Below are 22,761 nucleotides of genomic sequence, written 5' to 3'. Positions count from 1 at the left end.
CCCCGTAGGCTTTATGTCTCATAAGGATAGCCGTTGTCACGTCCAGATATCAGATACTCTGGTGACTATCGACAAGAAGCAGCGGCGCGAATTTATTATTGTGTGGCAAGTTTCGATCTTGGCAGGCACGTTCGATTGCTGGACCTAGTATCCCAAATTCGGACAATGTGCATTAGGATTGATCCAGACCTGTACGGAAAAGCTGATGGAAAAAAGCCTTTTTAGCTTCATTTGGAAGTACAGCGCACGCCAGCAAATCTACATTCTTCTGATCACGGTTCTGACCTATCCGGTCATCTATATCCTGCTTGAGCTGCCGAAATTGATCGTCAATGACGCAGTCCAGGGAGACAATTTTCCGCGCACTATTTTGGGCTTCGACCTCGATCAAATCCCGTATTTGCTTTTTCTGTGCTGCTGCTTTCTTACCCTCGTGGTGGTCTCCAACGGGCTGAAATTTTATTTGAATGTTTATAAAGGCCGCCTCGGCGAGCGCATGCTTCGCCGGTTGCGGTTCGAACTTTTCCAACGTGTTCTAAGGTTCCGGCTGCCGCATTTCCGCAAAGTCAGCTCCGGTGAAATCATTCCGATGATCACATCGGAAGTGGAGGATGTTGGCGGTTTCGTCGGGGAGGCTTTCTCTCTGCCTGCTTACCAAGGCGGTATGCTGGTTGTTCAGCTCGGCTTTATTTTCATGCAAGACCCGCTTCTGGGCCTCGCCGCAATCTCGTCCTACCCTGTCCAGGGCTATGTTATCCCGATGTTGCAAAAGAAAGTGGCGTTGCTGTCACGCAAGCGGGTCAAAAACATACGTCTTATCTCCGATAAGGTAGGCGAGAGTATTACGGGTGTTGCCGAGATTCACGCCAATGATGCTTCCGCCTGGCATTCGGCCGACATTTCCGACCGCCTCTTTGAAAACTTCAAGATCCGCTACGAAATCTACAACAGAAAGTTTTTCATCAAGTTTCTCAACAACTTCATGAATCAGTTGACGCCGTTCTTCTTCTACCTGATCGGCGGTTACCTGGTGATTGAGGGGAACTTGAGTATCGGCGCTCTGCTGGCTGTCATCGCCGCCTATAAGGACCTTGCCGGTCCCTGGAAAGAATTGCTGGCCTATTACCAGATGACAGTTGATGTCGGCATTAAATACCAAACGGTTGTCGAAAACTTTGATCCGCAAGACATCTATGACACAGAGCGGCTGACCGCTGATGAAACTGTAAAACTGCGTGGTGATCTGAAGTTTGAACATGTGGCGTTTTCTGGTGGTGCCGCGGGTCAGGAAGTGACCGATGTGTCCCTTACGATCAAGAGCGGGACCTCCAGCGCAATTGTCGGTGCGGATGGTTCGGGCCGAGCGGAAGTCCTCCAATTGGCCGCTGGCCTGGTGTCACCGGCGAGCGGAAAGGTCTGTATCGGTGATCACGATCTCGACAAATTGACCGATTCAACCCTTGGCCGTGAAATCGCTTATGTCGGTGGCGCCGTCCATGTCTGGACCGGGACGATTCGGGAAAACCTCTATTACGGTCTCCGGCATAGGCCGATGACTGAGGTTCAGCGTGAAGGCGACGCACTCAAAAACTACAAACGAAGCCTCAGCGAAGCTAAAGAGACAAAAAATCCGTCCTATGATCTCGAGGCGGAATGGCATGATCTGGCGATCGCCGGCGTCGACAATGCCGACGACTTGGATCTGAAAGCACTGGAGCTATTGGCTGCGGTGAAATTGGATGCCGATATTTACCGGCTTGGGCTCCAATCCCGGTTTGATCCGTCGATGAATGACACGTTTGCCGAACGGATCTTGAATGTGCGCAAGGAATTGGCGGACAGGATTGCAGCAGATCCGACGCTTGCCGGGCTCGTGGAGCTGTGGGATCCCAGCACGTTCAATGCCAGCGCCAGCCTTGCCGACAACCTGTTTTTTGCCGTTCCCTCTGATCCGGAAATCACAATGGATCAGGTGCCAGATTTGCCGGTGGTCAAGGAGTTCTTATCCAGCAACGGATTTGACAAAAAACTTCAAGACATTGGTCTGCAGATCGCCGAAACCATGCTGGAACTCTTCTCCAACGTCTCTGGCAGCAGCGGGCTTTTGGGATCATATTCGTTCATTACCCAGGATGATCTGCCGGAATTCGAGCGGATCGTGCGGATCGCGCGGTCGGGACAAACCCGCCCAGGCTTGACCGACAATGACCGTTCTCGCTTGACTGGGCTTGCCTTCAAGCTGGTTCCGGCCCGCCATCGCTTGGGTGTGATGACCGACGAACTGAAGGCGGAAATCATCGCGGCGCGGACCAAGTTCCTCGACAAAGTCGTTGCTGCAAACCAAGAGTTTGTCGCGTTCGATCCTAAGGTTTATCTGCCGCCGTTGACGATCGAAGACAACCTGCTGTTCGGCCGCGCCCGTGTCGACCGCCGGGACGCCCGTCGGCGGATCGACGAAGTGATCCGCACCATTGTTGAAGAAACCGGACTACGCCAGCCGATCATTTTTGCCGGGTTCGGTTATCATGTCGGCGTGGCCGGGTCGCGCCTGTCTGCAGGACAGCGGCGCAAGATCGCGCTGGTCCGCGGGCTTCTGAAAAACGCACAAACAACCATCTTGGACGATATAGCGACTGGACTGACGGAAGACGACAAAGTCTTGCGCGAAAACCTCAGAAGCATATTGTCCGGAAAGACATTTCTGTTCGGAACATCCAATGCCGAAATTGCCGCTGAGTTTGAACATGGGTTTACCTTGGATCAGGGGCGTGTATTGGACGCAAAAAAATAACACGGTACCGGACAGAAAAGTGGCCGGCTGTTTAGGCCGGGTTTGAGGGGAATAACACGAAGGGGCCGAATGAATGGCTCTATGGAGAAGATTGTGACGCTTGAAGCCGAAGTTGAAGCACTGCGTAAAGTGCCCTTGTTCCGCGGCATTGACGAAACAAAGCTCCGGTTGCTGGCTTTTATCAGCGACAGGACTGAGTTTCAGGCGGGGGAACGCCTGTGTACGCAAGGGGAGGAAGGCGACAGCGCGTTTATCATTCTGGCTGGTGATGCTGATGTTCTGGTGCAAACCCCAGCGGGTGAAAAGAAGGTCGCCCAGGTTTCGGAGAACTCCATCGTCGGCGAAATCGCAATTCTTTGCGACGTTCCAAGAACGGCCACTCTGGTTGCCGCCAACAGCATGGATGTGCTGATGGTCTCAAAAGACGATTTCTTAAAGCTTTTGAATGAGTTTCCGGATATCTCGCTGGAAGTGATGCGGACGTTGGCCTTACGTTTGGAACGCACGACCCGGGATCTAGCTGAAGCCCGTCAGGGCAACAGCGGCGGGTAAGGAGTTGTAAGTGGCAGAGAATTTCTCACTTCGGTGCTGGGGCGTGCGCGGGTCGACACCAACGCCTGGTCAAAAAACTCTGCGGTATGGCGGCGAAACAGCCTGTTTTGAGCTGCGGGCCGGTGATGCGCTCGTGCAGATCGATTGTGGATCAGGTGCCCGCAATCTGGGACTGGAATTGTGCTGCGCCGGGTCTCGCTCCTTTGATCTTCTGTTCACGCACACGCACCTCGATCACATTTGTGGCCTGCCGTTCTTTAAGCCCGCATACGATCCCAATTTCTCCGTAACAGCCTGGGCCGGGCATTTCCAAGATGGCACCAGTTTGGTGGACATTGTCAGCCGGATCATGTCGCCGCCGATTTTTCCAGTCGCGGCCAAAACACTGAAGGCTGTGGACTTCAAAACTTTTACGGCAGGAGATGCCCTGCCAAGGACCGATGATTTGGTGATCAAAACGGTCCGCCTCAACCACCCGGGCGGTGCGTGCGGATACCGGTTCGACTATCAAGGCAAGTCCATTTGCATCATTACTGATCATGAACATGGAGACCCCGAAATCGATGCCGCGTTGCCAAAGTTTGTTCAAGGCGCGGATATCATGATCTACGACGCCATGTTCACCGATGCCGAATATGAAAGGTTCAAGGGGTGGGGGCATTCAACCTGGCAAAAAGCTGTCGAACTGGCCCAAACCGCCAAAGTCAAAACTCCCGTATTGTTTCATCATGATCCATGCCGGTCTGATGATGAACTCGATGAGATTGGCCAAGCGGCGCAAAAAATCCATCCCGGAACAGTCGTTGCCCGCGAAGGCATGCTTTTGACACCGTGACGGCGTGCCACGCTTCGAGCGATGTTCCTCAAAAAAGAGGCGGCCAAAACGGCCGCCAAACTTGAGTATGGATTTTCAATAATCGATCCGTTTTTTGAATTGCGTGCTTGTGGGAGCACATGAGTGCAATTCAGGCTCGCGATGCTTTGGGAGGAAAACTCCGTATCGGCAAAGCGATCAACGCAATCAAAAATCTTGTATACAAATTTCTTGCAGCAGGCATGACCCATTTGGGCTATGCCATAGTAAATTGTTTCAGGTCTGGACATGATCGACGGACCAAAAGGGAATTGGAGGGCGTGTGCCAGTTACAGTTGAACAATTTGCGGATGTTTCTAATGACATCCTTGCAGCGGCCATGGAACCTGATCGCTGGCAGCAAGTTGTTGATTCCCTTGGCAGGGTCCTTGGGCCTCAGGTCTGCACCCAGATCATGGGATACGATCTTGAAACTAGCGCCGCCCCGCTTGCATATGCATCTGGCTATGACCCCGAAATCTTGGAGCTCTACCAAGAGCACTATCTCGATGAAAATCCTTACGCGCTAAACTTTGAGGCCATGAAGGTGGGCCAAGTTGCCTCTTCCACTGAATTGTGTCCTGCTGAGGTTATGAAAAAGACCGGCTTTTATGCCGATTTGCTGCGTCCGTCAGAGGACATTTATTACGGCGGCGGGACGTTGCTTCTTCGCGATGAAAACCGGATGTTCCTGTTCGGCGGCAACATGCGCGCCAAAGATCAAGAAGGCCACGAGCAACGCTGGTTGTCCTTGTGCGCACGCATCGCCCCGATCATGCGCCAGTCTTTGGAAATCAACCGGATGATCTCGGGCCTGTCCTTTGAAAAATGGGCTGCTGATCAGCACAAATTGGGATCGCAAACAGCTGTCGTTCTGGTCGATCCCGAGATGCGGATTCATTATGCCAGCTCGGAAGCTGAACGGTTGATTGAGCGCGGTGAGCCAATCCAGACCAGCTTAGGCGGGAAATTGCGGCTTACCTCATCTTCCGTCCAGACATGCATTGCTCAGCTGGCGCGCCTTCAATCCAAAGGCAAACAATCGGTCTTCCGAAGCTGGCACATTGACGGTGAAAGGGGACAAAGCTGGACCTGCCGGGCGATCGGATTGTGCCTTGGCGACATGGACCGCTCGCCCTTTGGCGCTTTTTTTGACAGATCAACTGCCGCGCTCTTGTTGGCACTAAAGGCGGAAGCGCCGGTTCTGGAAATTGGTGGTGTGGTCCAGAGTACGCTTGGTTTGAGTCAGGTGGAAGCTGAGATCGCATTACTTCTGGCGGATGGCATGACGGCAGCCGAAGTTGCCAGCCACCGGTCTGTGAGCATCCATACGGTGCGCAATCAGATCAAATCGGCGCTATCAAAAAGCGGCTGCCGACGCCAGGCGGATCTCGTTATGGCTGTTGAGAAGTTGCGTATGTCCGGTTCAGATGCTCCAAATGCCGGGGCAATCACATAAGCTCACATTCCGGCGCGGTCGGCTTGTCAAACTGGGCGTCAGCAGCGACATTCAGCCCAACAGTCAACGGGTGTGCCATGGCGAGATTGAGCGAAACCATCCGATATATTTTGCGTGGCGGACCGCCGGACACCGGCCTGCCCGATCGAGTTCGGGCGGAAATCGCAGCGCGTGAGGCCGCGTCTGAGCGGCTGATCGGTTGGGTCCAACTGGCGCTCGTCCTGTTTTTTTCAACGCTCTATATCATTGCGCCCCGGGCGGAAGGATCTGCCGGGTTCAATTTTGTGCCGATTGCACTTGGGACTTATTTCCTTTTCACCGTCACCCGGCTGGCGCTGTCCTACCGCTTTGAATTGCCGCAATGGTTTCTGCTGATATCCATTTGCGTGGATATGGCACTTCTCGTCGGGCTGATTTTTTCCTTCCATATTCAATATGACCAGCATCCGACCTTTTATTTGAAGACACCGACCTTGATGTATGTCTTCATTTTCATTGGGTTGCGGGCGCTGCGGTTCGATCCAAGATTTGTTCTAACCACGGGAATGGTTGCAATCGCTGGCTGGATCGGGTTGGTGTTTTACGCGGTTTTTTCAGACATGGGCGGCATGCGGGTGACCCGCAACTATGTTGAATATCTCACCGGCAACAGCATCCTGATCGGTGCGGAACTCGACAAGACCATGGTCATATTAGCCGTCACGGTGCTGTTGTCCGTCGCCCTGTTCCGCGGGCGATCAATGCTGTTTGAAGCAACGCGGGAACATAGCGCAGCTGAGGATCTGAAACGGTTCTTTGCGCCGGAAGTGGCGTCTTCCATTACCGACGCCCATCAAGCCTTGGAGGCCGGGGAGGGCAGTCTTCGGGAAGCTGCGATCCTCTATGCCGACATCCGATCGTTTACATCGACATCGGCACTGCTGCCGCCGGAAAAGGTTCTAGCGGTGCTCGCAGAATATCAGAATCTGGCCGTTGAGGTGATCAATCGGGAAGGCGGACAGGTCGATAAGTTCTTGGGGGACGGTATCCTGGCCACTTTTGGCGCAGTGGCGCCATCGCAGACCTATGCCGCCGATGCCTTGCGTGCAGCACAAGGGTTGGCGGAAGCGGTCAAGTCGGCGCAGGACCGGTTCAAGGATGCCGGCTGGCCGTACGAATTGCGGATCGGCACGGCGGTCGCTGCCGGTCCGGTCACGGTCGGGGTGATCGGATCCAAGGACCGGCTTGAATTTACAGTGATCGGCGATGCGGTTAACCGGGCGGCCAAGCTGGAAGATGCCAATAAAGCGCAGAAAAGTACCGCTTTGACCGATTGTGCATCGCTGGAACTTGCAAAAGCGCAAGGTTATTCCGGACCTGCTGTGGACATCCGCCGTGCAAGCTCGGTTGGCGGCATTCCGGACCCGGTCGATCTCGCAGTGCTGTCTAACTGACACAACTTCTCAGTCTCCGCATTTCCAGCAAATCAGCGCAATCAAGCTTGACGAATGGCGGAAACTCAGACACTTTGCCTCTCAAATTGACGTTTTCGTCAATCAACTAATAATTATCTGTTGAATATCAATAGATTAAATTCTGAGGAGGCTTTGATGAAGCTGGATCAATCTTTGGCAGCTGTTGTCACTGGTGGAGCGTCAGGTCTGGGCGCGGCGACCGCGCGGATGCTGGCAGCGGAAGGTGTCAAGGTGACGCTGTTCGATCGAAACGCGGAACAAGGCGCCGCCGTTGCGCAGGAAATCGGCGGCGTGTTTGCCGACGTTGATGTCACCGATCAGGCCAGCGTTGAAGCCGGGTTTGAAACAGCCCGCGCGGCCCACGGCCAGGAACGCATTCTGGTCAATTGCGCCGGCATTGCGCCAGTGGGTAAAACCACGTCGCGCGGTGAGCCACATCCGATGGATATGTTCGAGAAGGTCATTTCGGTCAACTTGATCGGATCTTTCCGCTGCATCTCTTTGGCTGCCACTGGCATGACCACTCTTGATCCGGTGACTGCCGATGGCGGCCGTGGTGTCATTGTCTCCACAGCTTCGGTTGCGGCGTTCGATGGCCAGATCGGTCAAGTCGCTTATGCTGCATCCAAGGCGGGTGTTGCCGGAATGACGCTGCCGGTTGCCCGGGATCTCTCGAAAACCGGCATCCGGGTTATGACCATCGCGCCCGGTATTTTCGAGACCCCAATGCTGCTGGGCCTTTCTCAAGAGGTTCAGGATTCCCTTGGTCAGCAAGTGCCGTTCCCGTCCCGCCTCGGCCGGGCGACGGAATATGCTCAGCTGGTTAAAGCCATCTGCGAAAACGACATGCTCAACGGCGAAACCATTCGTCTCGACGGCGCGATCCGGATGGCGCCGCGGTAAGTGTTCGCCCTTGGGTTTCGGGATAGGAAACGGGTGGTCTTCCGCCCGATTTTCTATTGTTACCAGCCGCCGAAACGTCGCCATGTTTTGAGGTCAGCGCCGGGGGCAGCTGGGACAACATGGTAGGCGCCATATTGTGCGGCAGTCGCACAGGCGTGATTGGGAAGAATGCGAAGCCGGGTTCCAAGTGGCAGATCGGGCAGGGGAGTTGTGCTTCCAGGCCGAAGGGCAATGATCCCGTGTTCCTGATTGGCCTTGATCACGATTAGGTCTGGTAGAACCTTGCCAGTTTCATCGCAGACAAGACCATAGCCCTGATCGGCCTCTTGTGCCGCCGTGCCGCGATCCCGGGACATGGCCATCCAACCGGCATCAGTGATGATCCAGCCCTTGTCGCGCTGATGCCCCAGCACGGTTGTCAGAACGGACAGGGCGATGTCATCAACGTCACAGACACCGATCCCGGCCTGCACCAGGTCAAAGAAGACATAAACACCGGCGCGGACTTCCGTTACGCCCTCGAGATTTTGAACGGCATGCGCTGTTGGGGTGGAACCAATGCTGACGACCGGGCAGGGCAGTTCGGCGGCACGCAGCCGATCGGCTGCCCGCGTTGCGCCCCTGCGTTCCATTTCGGCGAAGTCCGCATGAGCTTTTTTGCCCGATACCTCATAGCTTTCCCCGGCATGGGTCAACACACCGCGCAACTCCGCGCTATCCGCCAGGATCTTGCCGATTTCGAGCAAAACAGGATCTTCGGGGGCAACACCACTGCGATGGCCATCACAATCAATTTCGATCAGGGCAGGAATTTTTTGGCCAAGCCGTTCGGAGGCATCCGCCACGGCTTGTGCCTGGGCCACACTGTCGAGGATGACGGAAAGATCGCAGCCGCGGGTCTGGATTGCTGCCACCCGGTCTAGCTTTTGCGGCGTGATACCAACCGCATAGGTGATGTCGCGCACGCCCATTTCGGCAAACACTTCAGCTTCTGCGAGGGTCGAGACCGTTGCTGGACCTGTTCCATCCGTCAAAAGCCGCTTGGCAATCTCCTTCGACTTGACCGTCTTCAAATGCGGCCGGAGCGTGCCGCCTTTGATTTTGATGTGATCTGCTAAGCGACGGATGTTTCGTGTCATTCGCTGTTCATCAACTATCAGCGATGGGGTTTCGAGTGCATCAAATCGAGAGTCTGAAATTGTCATTCCGGGTCCGTCCTTCGTGATTCCGGACACACCGTAAACGCCAGCAGATCATTTTCCTATTGCCAAATCGAGGGTTCGCCAGACCGCCCCCGCCTCTCAAAACTCTTGGGAGACGGGGCAGTTTTTCTGGCATCTGATACCGGTTCGGCTCGGAGCGTTCGTTAGTCCGAATAACTGACCACTTCGAACTCGATGCCGTCGTCATCGTCGAAGTAAAACCGGCGGCCAGGCTCGTAGTCGGCGTGGTTCTTGGTCTGATAGCCACCGGCATTTATTAGCTCTTCCGTCGCGTCCAGATCGTCGACAACGACCGCAATGTGATTGAGACCACCGCGGATACCGTAGCTCTCACCTTGCAGAGCTTCGGTCTTCTTTGGCGGCGTATAGGCGGCGATATAACTGGTATCATTGCCGATATGGTAGGTGGTGCCGCCGCCCAAGCTATCACCCTTCCAGCGGATCTCCCAGCCGAACCAGTCATTCAGCCGTTTTGCTGTGGCCTCTGGATCACTCACGGTGACGTTCACATGTTCCAAAAATGCGCCTGACATTGTGTGTCCTTTCAAGATTTGACTTGTGTTGGACACCAGAGATAATTCCTCAAGTTAAGTTGAGGTCAAGGGCTGAAACATCATTTTTTGGAGGTGCTTGTGAAAGGCACGGATTTATTGTCAATCGGGGAGCTGGCCGAGCGGACGGGGGTGTCGGTGTCGGCGATCCGCTTTTACGAGACAAAAGGCTTGGTCACCTCCGTGCGCAACAAAGGCGGCCAGAGGCGCTTTTTGCGTGCAGATTTAAGGCGCCTCTCCTTTGTGTTGGTGGCGCAGGAATTCGGATTTTCCATCACCGAGATTGCCGAACAACTTCAGAAATTACCAGACGGCCGAGCGCCGACAAAGTCGGACTGGACCAAAATCAGTAGGGGCTTTAGGGCGCATCTTGATCGAAAGATCGAGGGATTGATGGCTCTTCGGGAAAAACTGGATGGCTGTATTGGCTGCGGTTGCCTGTCGATGCAGAAATGCAAGCTCTACAACGCCGGCGATGCGGCCAGCCGCCACGGGCGGGGCCCGCGCTATCTTTTGGGAGATGTTCCCGATCTGCCGGACGAGGGCTGACCTTTCTGAAAATTAATTTGAAAACCCGGTCTGCCGCCCAAAAGTAAGGAGACAGCGGTGTATTAAGGGGAGCGGCCAAACTCGTTCGTTCGGCGACGATCAAAAGCAAGTTTATCCCGTGGCTGAACAGGGCAACTTTGACGTTGTTGTCATGCTAGCGTCACGCTGTTTTCGGTATCGCTGTTTACCTCACATATGAGCGTATCTAAGTAGCCATCCTTCTGGAGAGCAATTATGACCGATATCAACAAAGACGAATTGTCCTGGGACGAGTGGGACGAGCTGGTTCGTCCGGCCGAAGAAATCACCGAATTTGACCGTGTTGTTGAAGCGGGCCTGTCGCGCCGCGGTTTCCTTGGCGGTCTGGTTGCCTTTGGTTCCGGTGCGGCTGTTATGGGCCTTGGCACCGGTGCCAGCTTGATGACGTCCACATCTGTACAAGCTCAGGCGGCATCCGGCCGGTTTGCCTTCTCTCCGGTTGGCATTGCCACCGATGCGACCGTGCATGTTCCGGAAGGGTATACCTGGGACATCTTGGTGAAATGGGGCGATAAGCTGTTCTCAGACGCCGCTGATTTTGACAGCGAGACGGGTGTTCCGGTCGCCTCTTCTGATCGTGTCTTCGGCGAAAACACTGACGGCATGGAGCTGTTTGTTGTTGGCGACAAGCAAGTGATTGCCGTCAACAGCGAATATGTGAACCCGAAGATCAACCTGCCGCACACCGGAGACGGCAAACCGCGGTCGGCTGACGACGTTAAGATGCTGCAGAACTTCCAGGGCGTGACCGTGATGGAAGTTGAAGAAGGGGCGGCCGGCTGGAAAGTGGTCGTCGACAGCCCGTTCAACCGCCGCATCACCCATAACACGGAAATGCGGATTTCCGGTCCTGCGGCCGGTCATGACCTTCTGAAGACCGACGCCGACCCAACCGGCACCAAATCTCTCGGCACCTTCAACAACTGTGGTGCCGGCAAGACCCCGTGGGGCACATATCTGACCTGCGAAGAAAACTTTAACGGCTATTTCGGGTCCACCGATGATACCTTCGAGCGCCCGCACGATTACAAGCGCTACGGGATCTCCAACGAGAGCCGCTACAGCTATGAAAAATTCGACGCGCGGTTCGACATTTCCAAAAACGTCAACGAGCCGCGCCGCGCGGGCTACATCGTTGAGATTGATCCGACCAACCCGAGTTCAACGCCGGTCAAACGCACAGCTCTCGGCCGTTTCAAGCACGAAAACGCCGCTTGTACGCTCGCGCCGAGCGGCCAGGTTGTTGTTTACATGGGTGACGATGAGCGCGGCGAATTCCTGTATAAATTCGTCTCCAATGGCACCTATACGCCAGGTGCCCCAACCGACGGTCTTCTGGACGACGGTCAGCTTTATGTTGCCAAGTTCGCTGACGACGGCAACGGTGAATGGGTGGCTCTCACTCCGGAAGCAACTGGCATGAGCAAGGAAGAGATCTGCATCTTCTCCCGCATGGCAGCGTCCAAAGTTGGCGCAACCACCATGGACCGTCCGGAATGGGTAGCTGTGAACCCGGTGTCTGTTGAAGCCTACTGCGCGCTGACCAACAACAAGAACCGCGGCGTCAAACCGAACGCCGGTGGCGACGACACCGCCGTCAACGGCCCGAACCCGCGCGAGAAGAACAACTACGGCCAAATCGTCCGCTGGTACCCGGCCAATGACGACCATGCGGCAAGTGCCTTCAAGTGGGATCTCTATGTTATGGCCGGCAACCCGGAGGTTCACGGTGACAGTGCCTATGCAGGCTCGTCCAACGTCAACGCCGGCAACATGTTCAACTCGCCGGACGGCATGATGTTCGATACGTCGGGCCTTTTGTGGATCCAGACGGACGGCAACTACAAAAACGAAGGCGATTTCGCCGGTATGGGCAACAACCAGATGCTGGTTGGCGACCCGGTCACCGGTCAGATCGAGCGTTTCATGACCGTGCCCTATGGCGCCGAAGTGACGGGTGTCACCTGGTCCGCTGACCGCCGCACGCTTTTTGTCGGCATCCAGCACCCGAAGGCGCCGTTCCCGGACGGCGACGGCAAACTGGCCCGCTCAGCCGTCATCGCCGTCAAGCGCGCGGACAACGCTCTGATCGGCTAACCTTCACAGCTTTGGTCAAATCTAGAAGCGCGCCGGATTTCCGGCGCGCTTTTTCTTTTGTGCCGTCCCGACCTTGAGCCGGGACCTGATCTGATGTGTAAAAATTGGCCCCGGATCAAGTCCGGGGCAGCATTGGTGAGGAGGAGCCGTTACCGGTTGTCCAGCTGAGAGCGGACGCGCCGCAAGCCCAGATTGGTGATCCGGTAAGGCCCGCTTTTCTTTGAGGCGATCAGCCTGCGGTACTTCAGTTTGTGAAAAAGCTGCGGCGAGCAGCCTGCCCAAAACCAGCCATCGCGGGTGATTGTCTCGTATTTCAAGATACGGCCGTCCTCGTCCTTTTCGGTAAGGATATAGCCGCCCTGAGCCAGCAGGTGCAGAACCCGCTGTTCGGCTTTCGATATGTCCATTGTTCTGTGATTTTCAGTCTTTGAGCAAAAGAAACCCGTCACCGCAGCTAACGCATGCGGCGTGGGACTTTTGATGACCCGGCTAATTTGGTCCCTTCGATCTTGGCTGAAGGGCCCTGAAACGAACCGGGTTTTACCGGGACTCGCTGTATCCGCGCATAAAACCTCTCAAAGAATGCGGTATAGGCGGTATCACAACGGAAAAATCACCACAAGGGGCCTAACCGGTTTGGCCGGTCAAGACGGGACAGGTGTTGCAATCCTGCAAGATTTGGAGTGGGCGTCAGCTGCGCTCTGCTGGCCAATACCCGTTGTGGGGATCGCGGCTGATGGCAATGGCCTGAACATCGTCTGATCCGCACCTTGAGCAGGTCAAAGAGGCCCCGAGAGCCGAAAGCGTGAGATCAGCAGCATAGCGCGCGGACCTTAAATACCGGAACCGGCTGCAGTGACCGCAGATAATTCCCAGTCTCCGGTCACTTTCCTCAAGTGTTCCGATTGTCGGGTCTTGTTCAGCGTCCGATGTCTGTGCGGTCATTTTAATATTTTTCGAACAGATTTGAGTTCGAAACTTCCGATTTCAGAGAAGAATATTTTTACAGGTCATTCATCCTCTGGGAAGGCGTGAATGTAAAGCAACAATTTCTGCGCAATTGGAGTATTGCGGCGTTGATTGACCGCGCACGAAAGCAGAGGCGGAATTGCACTCGCTTTTTGGTTATAGCGGCGCTAAGACAGCGCTATGGTATCGCTCTCTGACACATGGGTTGACCTTTTCACCCTGTCCGGTTTTTTGAACCCCTTCGCTCTGTTGATCGGGATTTATCTCGGCTGGCGCGCGGATCAGACCGGCAAACTCTGGATTGCCGGTTTTGCCGCAGCTGCGCTCTCGTTGATTCTGGAAGCTGCCGTCGGACTGATTCAACTGCCGCTGCCGATATCCCAGGATGCCGGTGCACTGGCTATGTTCCCGTTCCGCTTTGTTGGCGGGGCCGCCGCAGGGGGCGTTGCTTATTGGCTCAGCCGCCGCCGGGGCGCTGCCGACTAGGCAGAACGACGGCCAGAACTTCCGAAGACCTGCAAAATCTCATTTCCTGGCAGCGACCTCAGGGATTGTTGCTTGCGTGACCGATATTGCTTCGAGCGCGTACCGGGCCGTTGCCAAATGCGTTTTACCGCGCTCGACCGTAAGCCTGCCCGTCACCCAGACCGGATCGGCGTTCACATTAAGGCCATCTGGAAAGCTCACCGAAATCACTTGGTCCGGTAGAGGCGGTGGCGGGTGGCTGCAATCCTGGCGTAAGGGCGGTATCAGCAAAAAAGTTTTTACATCCCGGAACTCGAATTCAAGCGGGTGAGCGTATCCGGCAATCTGGACAATCCGGCCGTTGAGGTCGCTCCTTCCCGGTGTGCATTTCTCGTACTGACGGGAAAGCAGCCGGGCCGAGGCCGCCTGCTGGCTGCACTTTGCCGGAGACTGGTAACCTTCAATCAAAGTTTCGCAAGACGGCGGCCGATCTGCGCGCAGATCGGCCCAGGTCACCGCCACAGGGTCTGCTTGTGCCGATCCGCCCCAAACCCAAAAAAGTGCAAAAACGCTCAGGAATAGGCGGTTAGTTTCCGCTTTGGCCATGCGTGACCGTCAAAGGACTGAGGTAGTGCGGGTCGGTCAGGCCTTGCTTGCGCATGGCGATGCCAGTCAGACATTCCCGGATCACCCTGTTGGCGTTCAGTGCTGACACATAGGTAGGGTCCATCAAAGGCGCGAGCTCCACGAGCTCGAAGCCAATCACATTCGATTCTGCGCACAACCGCCGAATGATCGGGAACACCTCGCGCGGCATCAGACCGCCGGGCTCAGGTGTGCCGGTTCCAGGCACGAACGCCGGGTCGAGCGTGTCAATATCGAATGAGACGAAGATGTATTCCGGGCCGTCATTTGCCTCTTTGATCACGTCTTCCATCACAGCGTCGAACCCGCGCCGTTCGATCTCGGCCATGGTGTGATAGCGGAAACCGTTGTTGCGCATCCATTCGAAAGCCTTTTCGTCGGGATAATAACCGCGCAAGGCGACCTGAATGAAATTCTTGCCCTCAACGAGCCCTTCTTCAATCAATCTATAGACGGGCATACCGTGATTGATCAGGTGTCCCATGCCGTATTTTCCGGCATCGTAATGAGCATCGAAATGCACCACACCCACATTGCCTTTGCCGTAAACATCGGTGAGAGCAGCCACATCCGGATACATCAGAGAATGATCGCCGCCAATGATGAAGGGGATGACACGGCTGCCGTCTTCATGCTGGACTTCTGCCGCCTGGCGCACAAAAGACCGGACGGCGTGGATCGTGCGCTCCGTGCTCATCATGTCATTTGGGGCATTGCCGTAGTCGACGACCGTCATGTCTTGCAAGGGATCGACCATGACATGCATATGCGGCTGCCGGCCGCCGTACCCAAGATAAATCGACGAATTGCGCACCGCGTTCGGCCCGCGAGAGGCGCCTCGGGCACCACTTCCCATGTCGGTGAAGGCGCCCATAATGGCCACATCAACTTTACCGGCCGCCAGATCCTCTGGCGTAAAAGCCAGCGGCTGGTGCAGGAATGTCGGCAGCTGCATGTAGCCCTGTCCAAAAAACCGCTGCGGATCCACAAGGCCAGGTGTTCGGCCTTCTTTCGATCCCTCGAAACTGGGAAGCGGTGTGCGCCAGGCGTTGTAGCTCGGATCTTCAGTGTCGAGAGGAACGACCGGCTGTTCTCCTGGACGGATAGGAGTTTGGGTTCCCTCATACTCGTGGCCAAAGAGCTGCGCCGATGCCGGTATAGACAGGCAGCAGAGCACCAGCAGATTCAATAGTAAGGTCGCAACACAGCGCATGTGACATCCCTCCCTGTTTGTCCAGCCAGACTAGCATGAGAGGACTGCTGCGCTAGATGCCAGGGTGTAAAAGCTGGCAGGCGACTTGCAATGCGGGAGGTTATGCAAATCAGCCAAGGACGACCCGAGACGAGACAAAAATCGCCCGGCGCAGCCATTTTGGTGTTGAACAATCACAGATCGCGACACGCGCATCGCAATGAGATGTATTTGAGGAAACAGCAAAAAATTTGGCTCCCGCAGCCAACAAGGGACGCGGGAGCCCGCTTATTCAGACTTTCAGCCAGCTTTGGAACAGGGCTGCGTTCGGACATGCCTTTAAGGGCGCGTCTGCCCCATCAGAATGGCTGTCGAGCCAATGCCGGCATTCTTCTGTTCCCTCGCAGCTGATGCAGCGCCTTGCTGCGACTTCCAGGTCGATGTCGGCATGGTCCTCCCCAGGCAGGCCTTTCATCGCCCCTATGGTCTCAAGCATGCGCCCCATAAGCTCAGCGCGTTCGTTCAATCGGTCCATCCAGTTCACAGGTATCTCCTCTCTCCTGCGTGTCTGGTTGCGGCTATTAAATCGGTTCAGCCGATGCCCGGATTCCTCCGGAATTCCGCACAACTGGACATAAGATGACGGTTTTGGGCCGTCGGTGCCTTGATCCGTGTCAACGCTCGCCAAGCTTTAAGAAAGCCGCCATACTCGAAGCGCTAATGTAGTCGAGGAAACAGCGCCCTTGGAGATGGTGGCATGGTGGAAACGGTCAGCGCACAGCCGCTGCCAGCGACAGCACAAAGTGGAACGGCGGCCCAAGACCTGGAGCCGGGCACGGAACTGCGCGCAAAAGTCGATGCCAATCTGCCGGGGGGCGTCGTTCGTCTGACGTCGGAGGCGAAAACGGTGGAACTCCGGGTGCCGGCGCCGTTGCCGGTCGGCTCCGATGTCACTGTAACTGTATCCGGGACGAAGCAGCAGCCGTCTATTGTCCTGACCCCGCAAACGGGAACTGGGAATGCGCCCGCTTCCGGTCAACCTCCAGCACAACAGGTGCCAAGCAGCGGGACACCGCCGCCTGCAGCGCAACCATCTGCACCAGCAAGCTCTCCGCAGCCGGCGCCGCCAGCAAATGGTTTGCTGCAGCCGGCCCCGGTCGTGACACAGTTTTTGCAGGCCACGGGCGTTTTGCCGCAAACGGGGCAAACAGGTTTTCCCGTGCAAACGCCAGCTCTGTCAACACCCCTTCACCAAGTGCTGCCAACAGCTTCGGCGCCAGTGCCCGGGGGGGCTACGAATGCTGGGCCTGGACAACCGGCGGCAGGCCAGGCAGGCACCAATTCAATTTCGACCCAAGGCACCATACCGGTATCAAACCCGTCGCCAGCGGCGGGGACGGGCGCCACTTCGACTGGAGCCACGCCGACGACAAATATCCAATCCGGGCAGGGGGGCGTTACAACGACCTCCGGCAGTCCGGTGGTTTTGGGGCAATCCCAGGCCGGAGCACCTCAAGCCGGGCAGGGGGCGGCACTCGGCGCTGGTGCCCCGATTGGAGGCGGATCCACTGGGGGCACGAGCCCGGTCTTGGGAAACACGTCGCTCGGTGTGGCTGGGCCAGGGGCAGCTGGGGCAAGTTTGACAACCAGCACCCAATCAGCGGCTGAGCCGGGTCCGGCGAGCACAGGCGCCAGCGCTGCATCGTCTGTACCGCAGTCAAACAATCCGGCCGCTCCACAAACTGGTGCTCTCTCCGGTGCACAAACGGTGGTTCAGCCGTCCGCAGGAAGTCTGCCCGGCCTTCCGTCTGCAGCTACGGTCCCGGTGGGTGGACAGGGTGGACCAAACATTCCGCCAACAGCAACGGGACCCGTGGCCCCAGGACCATCTGCCAGTGCGCAAACGGGCGGACCACCGGCCCCCGCAAATCTGGCCCAACCAACCGCTGGAGCTGCTTCTCCTACCGGTGCAGTCCCGGCCCCAGGTGCTCAACAATTACCGGGCGGGCAAGCGCCGCAGGCTTCACCGTTGCCGGCCAATGCGGCTGGCCATGGTGGGCAGGCAGCTGTTTCAGGGAGCGGGCAACAGGCAGCGCCAGCTGCACCGCCAGCGGCGCCAACGGGACCAGCTGGGCCTGCGCCTGGATTATCTGCAGGGCTTGTCTCTCAGACGATGCACCAGCAAAGCGGACTTCCCGCCGCAAACCCGTCAGGGGCATCGGCAGCGCACGCGCCTGCTCAAGCCTATTCGGCGGCCAAAACTGCAATGCCTACAGGTCTGACGGCTGGCGGGGGAGCATCGACAGCCGCGTCCGTGGCAACAGCGCCCGCAACCCCGGTGCAGCAGGCCGCGTCCGTTCTGCGCCAGCCGCTTTCAGAGCAACAGGCCAGCCTTGGGGCGTTGTTTGCCCAGATCGGTTCTTTGATGTCTGCCCAGTCGGCGGGGAAGGTGTCCATGCCGGATGCGGTTCAAAAGGCCATGCAGCAGATCCTGGGGTTGCGGTTGAATCCCAGTCAACCGGTGACAGGAACGTCCCTGCAGCAAGCTGTGCGCCAGTCCGGACAATTCAAGGAAGGCCAGGTGCCGCTGCAAACGGGCGGGCAGCAAACACCTCTGCCGGATCTAAAGAGTGCACTGCTATCCTTCAAATCCTTGCTGCAGCAGCTTGGCGCGGAGCCTGCCGTCCGGTTTCCGGCGCGCCAGCCCGCACCAACGTCGCGGCATGGCAGCCCGCAGGGCCAAGCGCCGCAGACTTCAAGCGGCTATTGGGCCGGATCCGCGCCACAGAACCTTCAATCCTTGCTGCAGGAAACCGACGCGGCACTGGCCCGGATGCGGTTGACCCAGCTGGTCAATGGCGGTCTTGCCGGTGATGACGGCGCGCAGGCAGCAACCGGCAAGCCAATGGACGCGGTCGTGGAACTGCCGATTGCCTTTGGTCAGGAAACAGCTGTCATGCAAATGCAGATCGGCCGGGACGGTGGCGGTCAAAACGGCGAAGAGGAAGACGAACCGGCCTGGCGGTTGCGCTTTGCTCTGGACCTGACGGCGACGGGTCCATTGGAGGCGGCCGTCAGTTTGCGGGGCGGTGGCACCTTTGTCTCGCTCTGGGTCGACCGCAAGGAAACGCTGGATCTTTTGACCGGACAGAAAGAAACCATGGAGGCGGCCTTTGCAGATGCTGGCCTTGATCTTCAAGAACTGCGCTTCATTCGCGGACTTCCGCCGAAAACCGCCGCCAAATATGGCGCCTTGATCAACCGGCAATCGTGAGGCGGTGATGAGCAGTTCCAAAACTCCAGACAAGATCGCCGTTGCCCTTGAGTACCGCCAAGAAGAGGGGGCGCCGGTCGTTAGCGCCAAGGGAACAGGCACGGCGGCCGAGCGGATCGAAGAGATTGCCCGTGAAGCTGGTGTTCCGATCGAGCAGAACCCGATGATGGCCGAAGCCCTGTCGCAAATCGAAGTGGACCACGAAATCCCGATAGAGCTCTATCAGGCGGTCGCGGTCCTCATTGGCTTCATCATGCGCACGGGCCAGGCGCAGAATGCGCCTGATTAGCTCCACGATGAGGGGGCAAACCTGGATCTCATGTAGAGTTCTACCGGGCAGAAGCTCCTTTATCCCCGAAACGTACCGGCAAGGAAATTCGCTCTGAGATTCCGACGGATTTTGTCAACGGTGTTGACTGGCCGCCAGAAGGGAGGTGGTTCAATCGCAACAGAGTCCGCTCATTGCTTCGGCACTAACCGAGTGACACGTGGCGATATCGAGACAGCCGACAACACTATAAAAACCCGAGAGCCGCTGAGCTGCTGTCAATAACATCCTCTCAATATCGGCATCTACAGTGTAGCGTGGCGTACAAAAAACGCTGGCTGGTACATTAAGTCTGAAAAAAACACGAAAAAAAATTCACAGGCTTCAAACTTTGTCAGGTGACCGTTGTGGTGATCGGATTGTCTCGGAGAGCAACTTGATCTTGAAAAATACGTATTGGCAAAACTAGGTAGATTATTGGATGGATGACGCAGCGTTCTTCTATTTGAAGATTAAGTCGACTTTGAGTTGATGTTTGAATATATAAAATTTATTCTGGATTTTGTTAAAATTATAATTTGGTCAATATATTTTAGAATTATCTGTCGAAAATTTTATTATTTAAAAAGTGCTGTATTGGTGAAATGAATTCTTTTTTTGGCCCTACGTAAATACGAACGGTTCAAACAACCAGGTGTACTTGCGATCATGGCCTTGCGCTCACTGATGGAAACATGTCCGGACTACAAGAAGGAGCAGGTCGCCGCTCTTGTGGCTCAGCATTTGGGTTCCGGTGCGGGCGGTTTGGCACAAAGTGACGTCAACGAACTGAACTCTGCAATTGAAGGGGCCTACGACAGTCTTGGCAATGAGGCCAAACGCCAAATTTCGGAGAGCCTGGCGTCCTCATCGGCGACGTCCAATTCATTGGCCATGCGTCTGGCACAGGAAACATTGACCATTGCCGCGCCAATTCTGACCAATTCGCCGGTGCTGACGACGAAGGATCTGAAAAAGCTGGTCCGTGAGCAAAGCAACGGCCACCGGCTTGCCATCTCCAACAGGGATGTTCTTGACCGCGAGGTCACCGATCTCTTGATCGCGCTCGGCGACAATGAAATCAAATTGTCGGTGTCGGCCAATCTGGGCGCAGACATCGCTCCGGAAGATTTTGACCGCCTTTTGAAGGCAATGCCGGAAAAAATGGGAAGCCGCATCGGCCACTTGCGTAAATCCAACGATCTGGTCATTCAGGACCTGATGCGGGACAAGGACGATCTGGTTCTTGGACCTGATTTGGAGGAGCGCGTTGCTGCCATTCCGTTTGACCAATGGCTTTCGGCTGTGGAGCTCGGTCAGGTCAACTTGGATGCCGCTGTTTCGCGCATGTGTACTGAAAAGAACCTATACGATGTCGTCAGGCTCTTGTCGGAATTCTCCGGCATGAGCCAGGATAATGTGACTTGCTTGATGCTGCGCACCGATGCCATGGGCATCGCCATTCTTTGTAAGATCCTTGGTGTCGGCGCCATGGAATATGCCATCCTCAGCCGGGTGCGGTGTATTCACCTGCGCATGCCGCAGTTCATGGGCGAGTTGTGGGCCCGGAATTTCAACATTCTCGACGCTGAAGATGCAAAACGCCTCTATGGCCTGTTGATGATGAAACTGCAAAAGGCCGGAAAACCCGAAAAATCTGCTCCTCCAAAGAAGGCCGCCAAACCGGCCGCCGCCGACAAGGTTCACTGGCTGGCGCAATAACGGGCGCACGGGTTGTGCATTCAGCCCAGGAACATTTGACGGAGCCGAACCGCCTGATCAGCGCTCCTTGTGCGAAAGCACCCGCTTTAGCTCAGGAAACGCTTGCAGCAACCGCAATTCCCCAGTAGGTCATCAATCCGGTGATTATCAGCGCTCCGGCTGTCCGGCCGTGACCTTCCAAGCGAGCGCTTTTGACGAAAACAGGATTGAACGCTCCATGACACTTGTCGACGTACGCACTCCCGACCCGAAGAAGTTCATCAAGGGCGCGACCGGCGACTGGGAAATCGTGATCGGTATGGAAGTCCATGCCCAGGTCACCTCCGAAGCCAAGCTCTTTTCCGGTGCCTCGACCGAATTCGGCCAAGATCCGAACAACAACGTTTCGCTGGTTGATGCGGCGATGCCTGGCATGCTGCCCGTGATCAACGAAGAGTGCGTCCGCCAAGCGATCCGCACCGGTCTCGGCATGAAAGCGGAAATCAATCTGAAGTCAGTTTTTGACCGCAAGAACTACTTCTATCCGGATCTGCCGCAAGGCTACCAGATCTCCCAGTTCAAGCAGCCGATCGTGGGCGAAGGAAAAATCCTTCTCGACATGCCGGACGAGCAGGTGGAAATCGGTGTCGAACGCCTGCACCTGGAGCAGGACGCCGGCAAGTCCCTGCACGACCAGCATCCGTCCATGTCGTTTGTCGATCTAAACCGCTCCGGCGTTGCGCTGATGGAAATCGTTTCCAAGCCGGATCTGCGCTCGGCAGATGAAGCAAAAGCCTATCTCACCAAACTGCGCACCATCCTGCGCTATCTCGGCACCTGTGACGGCAACATGGACCAGGGCTCCATGCGGGCCGACGTCAATGTGTCCGTGCGCCGTCCGGGCGGTGAGTTCGGCACACGCTGCGAAATCAAGAACGTCAACTCCATCCGCTTTGTCGGTCAGGCGATTGAATATGAAGCCCGCCGCCAGATGGCGATCCTGGAAGACGGTGGTGAGATCGATCAGGAAACCCGCCTGTTTGACAGCGTGAAAGGCGAGACCCGCTCCATGCGCTCCAAGGAAGAGGCGCACGATTACCGCTATTTCCCGGACCCGGATCTGCTGCCGCTGGAATTCACACAAGGCTTTGTTGATGAACTGGCAGCCGACCTACCGGAACTGCCGGACGACAAGAAGGCACGTTTCGTCAAGGATTTTGGTCTGACCGCCTATGATGCCGATGTTCTGGTCGCCGAAAAGACCTCTGCCGATTTCTTCGAAGAGCTCGCCAAAGGCCGGGACGCCAAACTGGCTGCGAACTGGCTGATCAACGAACTCTTCGGCCGTCTGAACAAGGAAGGCAAGGATCTGGAGACCTCTCCGGTGTCTGCCGCCCAGCTCGGCGGCATCATCGATCTGATCAAGGCTGGGACAATCTCAGGCAAGATCGCTAAGGACGTCTTTGAAATCGTCTGGACTGAGGGCGGTGACCCGGCGCAGATCGTAGAAGACCGCGGCATGAAGCAGGTGACCGATCTCGGCGCGATTGAAGCCATCGTCGACGAAATCATCGCTGCCAACCCGGACAAGGTTCAGCAGGCCAAGGACAAACCAAACCTGGTGGGCTGGTTCGTCGGCCAGGTCATGAAAGCCTCCAAGGGCAAGGCCAACCCGCAAGCCGTCAACGATCTTCTGAAATCGAAGATCGGCGTGGAGTAAGCCAGGCCGCTGGCTAA

The 22,761-nt window shown here is 56.3% G+C and carries 19 protein-coding genes; 13 read left to right on the top strand and 6 right to left on the bottom strand.

Features of this window, described 5'->3' with window-relative positions; translation table 11 throughout:
- Positions 1-205: 205 nt before the first annotated feature.
- The 6 genes from FJ695_RS22230 to FJ695_RS22205 all read left to right on the top strand — a co-directional run bounded on the left by FJ695_RS22230 (position 206) and on the right by FJ695_RS22205 (position 8,012).
- The gene (locus tag FJ695_RS22230; RefSeq protein WP_141187474.1) at positions 206-2,791 is read left to right on the top strand and encodes an ABC transporter ATP-binding protein; all 2,586 of its coding nucleotides are present in this window, start codon (positions 206-208) and stop codon (positions 2,789-2,791) included.
- Between the two features lie 93 nt (positions 2,792-2,884).
- Positions 2,885-3,343, top strand: coding sequence for a cyclic nucleotide-binding domain-containing protein (locus tag FJ695_RS22225; RefSeq protein WP_168206458.1), 459 nt, complete (start codon positions 2,885-2,887; stop codon positions 3,341-3,343).
- 10 nt (positions 3,344-3,353) lie between these two features.
- Positions 3,354-4,178, top strand: a complete 825-nt coding sequence (locus tag FJ695_RS22220) for an MBL fold metallo-hydrolase (protein WP_141187473.1) — start codon at positions 3,354-3,356, stop codon at positions 4,176-4,178.
- A 301-nt stretch (positions 4,179-4,479) separates the two neighbouring features.
- A complete protein-coding gene (locus FJ695_RS22215) occupies positions 4,480-5,655 on the top strand; it encodes a helix-turn-helix transcriptional regulator (RefSeq protein ID WP_141187472.1) in 1,176 nt (391 codons plus the stop codon).
- A gap of 77 nt (positions 5,656-5,732) precedes the next feature.
- The gene (locus tag FJ695_RS22210) at positions 5,733-7,088 is read left to right on the top strand and encodes an adenylate/guanylate cyclase domain-containing protein (protein ID WP_141187471.1); all 1,356 of its coding nucleotides are present in this window, start codon (positions 5,733-5,735) and stop codon (positions 7,086-7,088) included.
- A 156-nt stretch (positions 7,089-7,244) separates the two neighbouring features.
- On the top strand, positions 7,245-8,012 hold the full coding sequence (locus FJ695_RS22205) for an SDR family NAD(P)-dependent oxidoreductase (RefSeq protein WP_141187470.1): 768 nt from the start codon (positions 7,245-7,247) through the stop codon (positions 8,010-8,012).
- A 59-nt stretch (positions 8,013-8,071) separates the two neighbouring features.
- Here the strand turns inward: FJ695_RS22205 and FJ695_RS22200 are convergent, their stop codons facing one another.
- Together FJ695_RS22200 and FJ695_RS22195 are read right to left on the bottom strand one after the other, a co-directional pair.
- The gene (locus tag FJ695_RS22200; protein WP_141187469.1) at positions 8,072-9,217 is read right to left on the bottom strand and encodes a DSD1 family PLP-dependent enzyme; all 1,146 of its coding nucleotides are present in this window, start codon (positions 9,215-9,217) and stop codon (positions 8,072-8,074) included.
- A gap of 161 nt (positions 9,218-9,378) precedes the next feature.
- Positions 9,379-9,768, bottom strand: a complete 390-nt coding sequence (locus FJ695_RS22195) for a VOC family protein (RefSeq protein ID WP_141187468.1) — start codon at positions 9,766-9,768, stop codon at positions 9,379-9,381.
- Between the two features lie 99 nt (positions 9,769-9,867).
- On the opposite strand from FJ695_RS22195, the gene soxR reads away from it, so the two are divergent.
- Together soxR and FJ695_RS22185 are read left to right on the top strand one after the other, a co-directional pair.
- On the top strand, positions 9,868-10,335 hold the full coding sequence (soxR, locus tag FJ695_RS22190) for a redox-sensitive transcriptional activator SoxR (protein WP_141187467.1): 468 nt from the start codon (positions 9,868-9,870) through the stop codon (positions 10,333-10,335).
- A 234-nt stretch (positions 10,336-10,569) separates the two neighbouring features.
- Positions 10,570-12,471 carry a PhoX family phosphatase gene (locus tag FJ695_RS22185; RefSeq protein ID WP_141187466.1) on the top strand — a complete coding sequence of 634 codons (1,902 nt, stop codon included), beginning with the start codon at positions 10,570-10,572 and terminating at the stop codon, positions 12,469-12,471.
- 149 nt (positions 12,472-12,620) lie between these two features.
- Here the strand turns inward: FJ695_RS22185 and FJ695_RS22180 are convergent, their stop codons facing one another.
- Positions 12,621-12,878, bottom strand: a complete 258-nt coding sequence (locus tag FJ695_RS22180) for a YjhX family toxin (protein ID WP_141187465.1) — start codon at positions 12,876-12,878, stop codon at positions 12,621-12,623.
- 742 nt (positions 12,879-13,620) lie between these two features.
- Between FJ695_RS22180 and FJ695_RS22175 the strand changes: the two genes are divergently transcribed.
- Complete coding sequence (locus tag FJ695_RS22175) at positions 13,621-13,926, top strand: phosphatidylglycerophosphatase (RefSeq protein WP_141187464.1); 306 nt, start codon at positions 13,621-13,623, stop codon at positions 13,924-13,926.
- 39 nt (positions 13,927-13,965) lie between these two features.
- Here the strand turns inward: FJ695_RS22175 and FJ695_RS22170 are convergent, their stop codons facing one another.
- The 3 genes from FJ695_RS22170 to FJ695_RS22160 form a co-directional block, all read right to left on the bottom strand.
- Positions 13,966-14,511, bottom strand: a complete 546-nt coding sequence (locus FJ695_RS22170) for a DUF3299 domain-containing protein (RefSeq protein WP_141187463.1) — start codon at positions 14,509-14,511, stop codon at positions 13,966-13,968.
- Positions 14,492-15,763: an agmatinase family protein gene (locus tag FJ695_RS22165; protein ID WP_209010777.1), complete on the bottom strand. Its 1,272-nt coding sequence runs from the start codon at positions 15,761-15,763 to the stop codon at positions 14,492-14,494. Before FJ695_RS22165 ends, FJ695_RS22170 begins: the two co-directional genes overlap by 20 nt.
- Before the next feature lie 271 nt (positions 15,764-16,034).
- The gene (locus tag FJ695_RS22160; RefSeq protein ID WP_168206554.1) at positions 16,035-16,277 is read right to left on the bottom strand and encodes a DUF6455 family protein; all 243 of its coding nucleotides are present in this window, start codon (positions 16,275-16,277) and stop codon (positions 16,035-16,037) included.
- A gap of 222 nt (positions 16,278-16,499) precedes the next feature.
- Here FJ695_RS22160 and FJ695_RS22155 point away from each other — a divergent pair, with 222 nt between their 5' ends.
- From FJ695_RS22155 to gatB, 4 genes are all read left to right on the top strand, one after another.
- Positions 16,500-19,016 carry a flagellar hook-length control protein FliK gene (locus FJ695_RS22155; protein ID WP_141187461.1) on the top strand — a complete coding sequence of 839 codons (2,517 nt, stop codon included), beginning with the start codon at positions 16,500-16,502 and terminating at the stop codon, positions 19,014-19,016.
- 7 nt (positions 19,017-19,023) lie between these two features.
- Entirely contained in the window at positions 19,024-19,305 is a 282-nt protein-coding gene (locus FJ695_RS22150; protein ID WP_141187460.1) for an EscU/YscU/HrcU family type III secretion system export apparatus switch protein, read from the top strand.
- A 636-nt stretch (positions 19,306-19,941) separates the two neighbouring features.
- On the top strand, positions 19,942-21,045 hold the full coding sequence (locus tag FJ695_RS22145) for a DUF2336 domain-containing protein (RefSeq protein ID WP_141187459.1): 1,104 nt from the start codon (positions 19,942-19,944) through the stop codon (positions 21,043-21,045).
- Between the two features lie 217 nt (positions 21,046-21,262).
- A complete protein-coding gene (gene gatB, locus FJ695_RS22140; RefSeq protein ID WP_141187458.1) occupies positions 21,263-22,744 on the top strand; it encodes an Asp-tRNA(Asn)/Glu-tRNA(Gln) amidotransferase subunit GatB in 1,482 nt (493 codons plus the stop codon).
- The last annotated feature ends 17 nt before the right edge of the window (positions 22,745-22,761 follow it).

Origin of the sequence: Labrenzia sp. PHM005, assembly GCF_006517275.1 — a bacterium.
GTDB lineage: Bacteria > Pseudomonadota > Alphaproteobacteria > Rhizobiales > Stappiaceae > Roseibium.
This window is presented reverse-complemented; position numbering and strand designations above follow the sequence as displayed.

Bases quoted from the DNA above. Each gene is read 5' to 3' on its own strand.
- FJ695_RS22150 (WP_141187460.1), top strand. From the start codon at position 19,024: ATGAGCAGTTCCAAAACTCCAGACAAGATCGCCGTTGCCCTTGAGTAC.
- FJ695_RS22195 (WP_141187468.1), bottom strand. From the start codon at position 9,768: ATGTCAGGCGCATTTTTGGAACATGTGAACGTCACCGTGAGTGATCCA.
- FJ695_RS22210 (WP_141187471.1), top strand. From the start codon at position 5,733: ATGGCGAGATTGAGCGAAACCATCCGATATATTTTGCGTGGCGGACCG.
- FJ695_RS22155 (WP_141187461.1), top strand. From the start codon at position 16,500: ATGGTGGAAACGGTCAGCGCACAGCCGCTGCCAGCGACAGCACAAAGT.
- FJ695_RS22185 (WP_141187466.1), top strand. From the start codon at position 10,570: ATGACCGATATCAACAAAGACGAATTGTCCTGGGACGAGTGGGACGAG.
- FJ695_RS22230 (WP_141187474.1), top strand. From the start codon at position 206: ATGGAAAAAAGCCTTTTTAGCTTCATTTGGAAGTACAGCGCACGCCAG.
- FJ695_RS22205 (WP_141187470.1), top strand. From the start codon at position 7,245: ATGAAGCTGGATCAATCTTTGGCAGCTGTTGTCACTGGTGGAGCGTCA.
- FJ695_RS22170 (WP_141187463.1), bottom strand. From the start codon at position 14,511: ATGGCCAAAGCGGAAACTAACCGCCTATTCCTGAGCGTTTTTGCACTT.
- FJ695_RS22165 (WP_209010777.1), bottom strand. From the start codon at position 15,763: ATGCGCTGTGTTGCGACCTTACTATTGAATCTGCTGGTGCTCTGCTGC.
- FJ695_RS22175 (WP_141187464.1), top strand. From the start codon at position 13,621: ATGGTATCGCTCTCTGACACATGGGTTGACCTTTTCACCCTGTCCGGT.
- FJ695_RS22180 (WP_141187465.1), bottom strand. From the start codon at position 12,878: ATGGACATATCGAAAGCCGAACAGCGGGTTCTGCACCTGCTGGCTCAG.
- gatB (WP_141187458.1), top strand. From the start codon at position 21,263: ATGACACTTGTCGACGTACGCACTCCCGACCCGAAGAAGTTCATCAAG.
- FJ695_RS22160 (WP_168206554.1), bottom strand. From the start codon at position 16,277: ATGGACCGATTGAACGAACGCGCTGAGCTTATGGGGCGCATGCTTGAG.
- FJ695_RS22200 (WP_141187469.1), bottom strand. From the start codon at position 9,217: ATGACAATTTCAGACTCTCGATTTGATGCACTCGAAACCCCATCGCTG.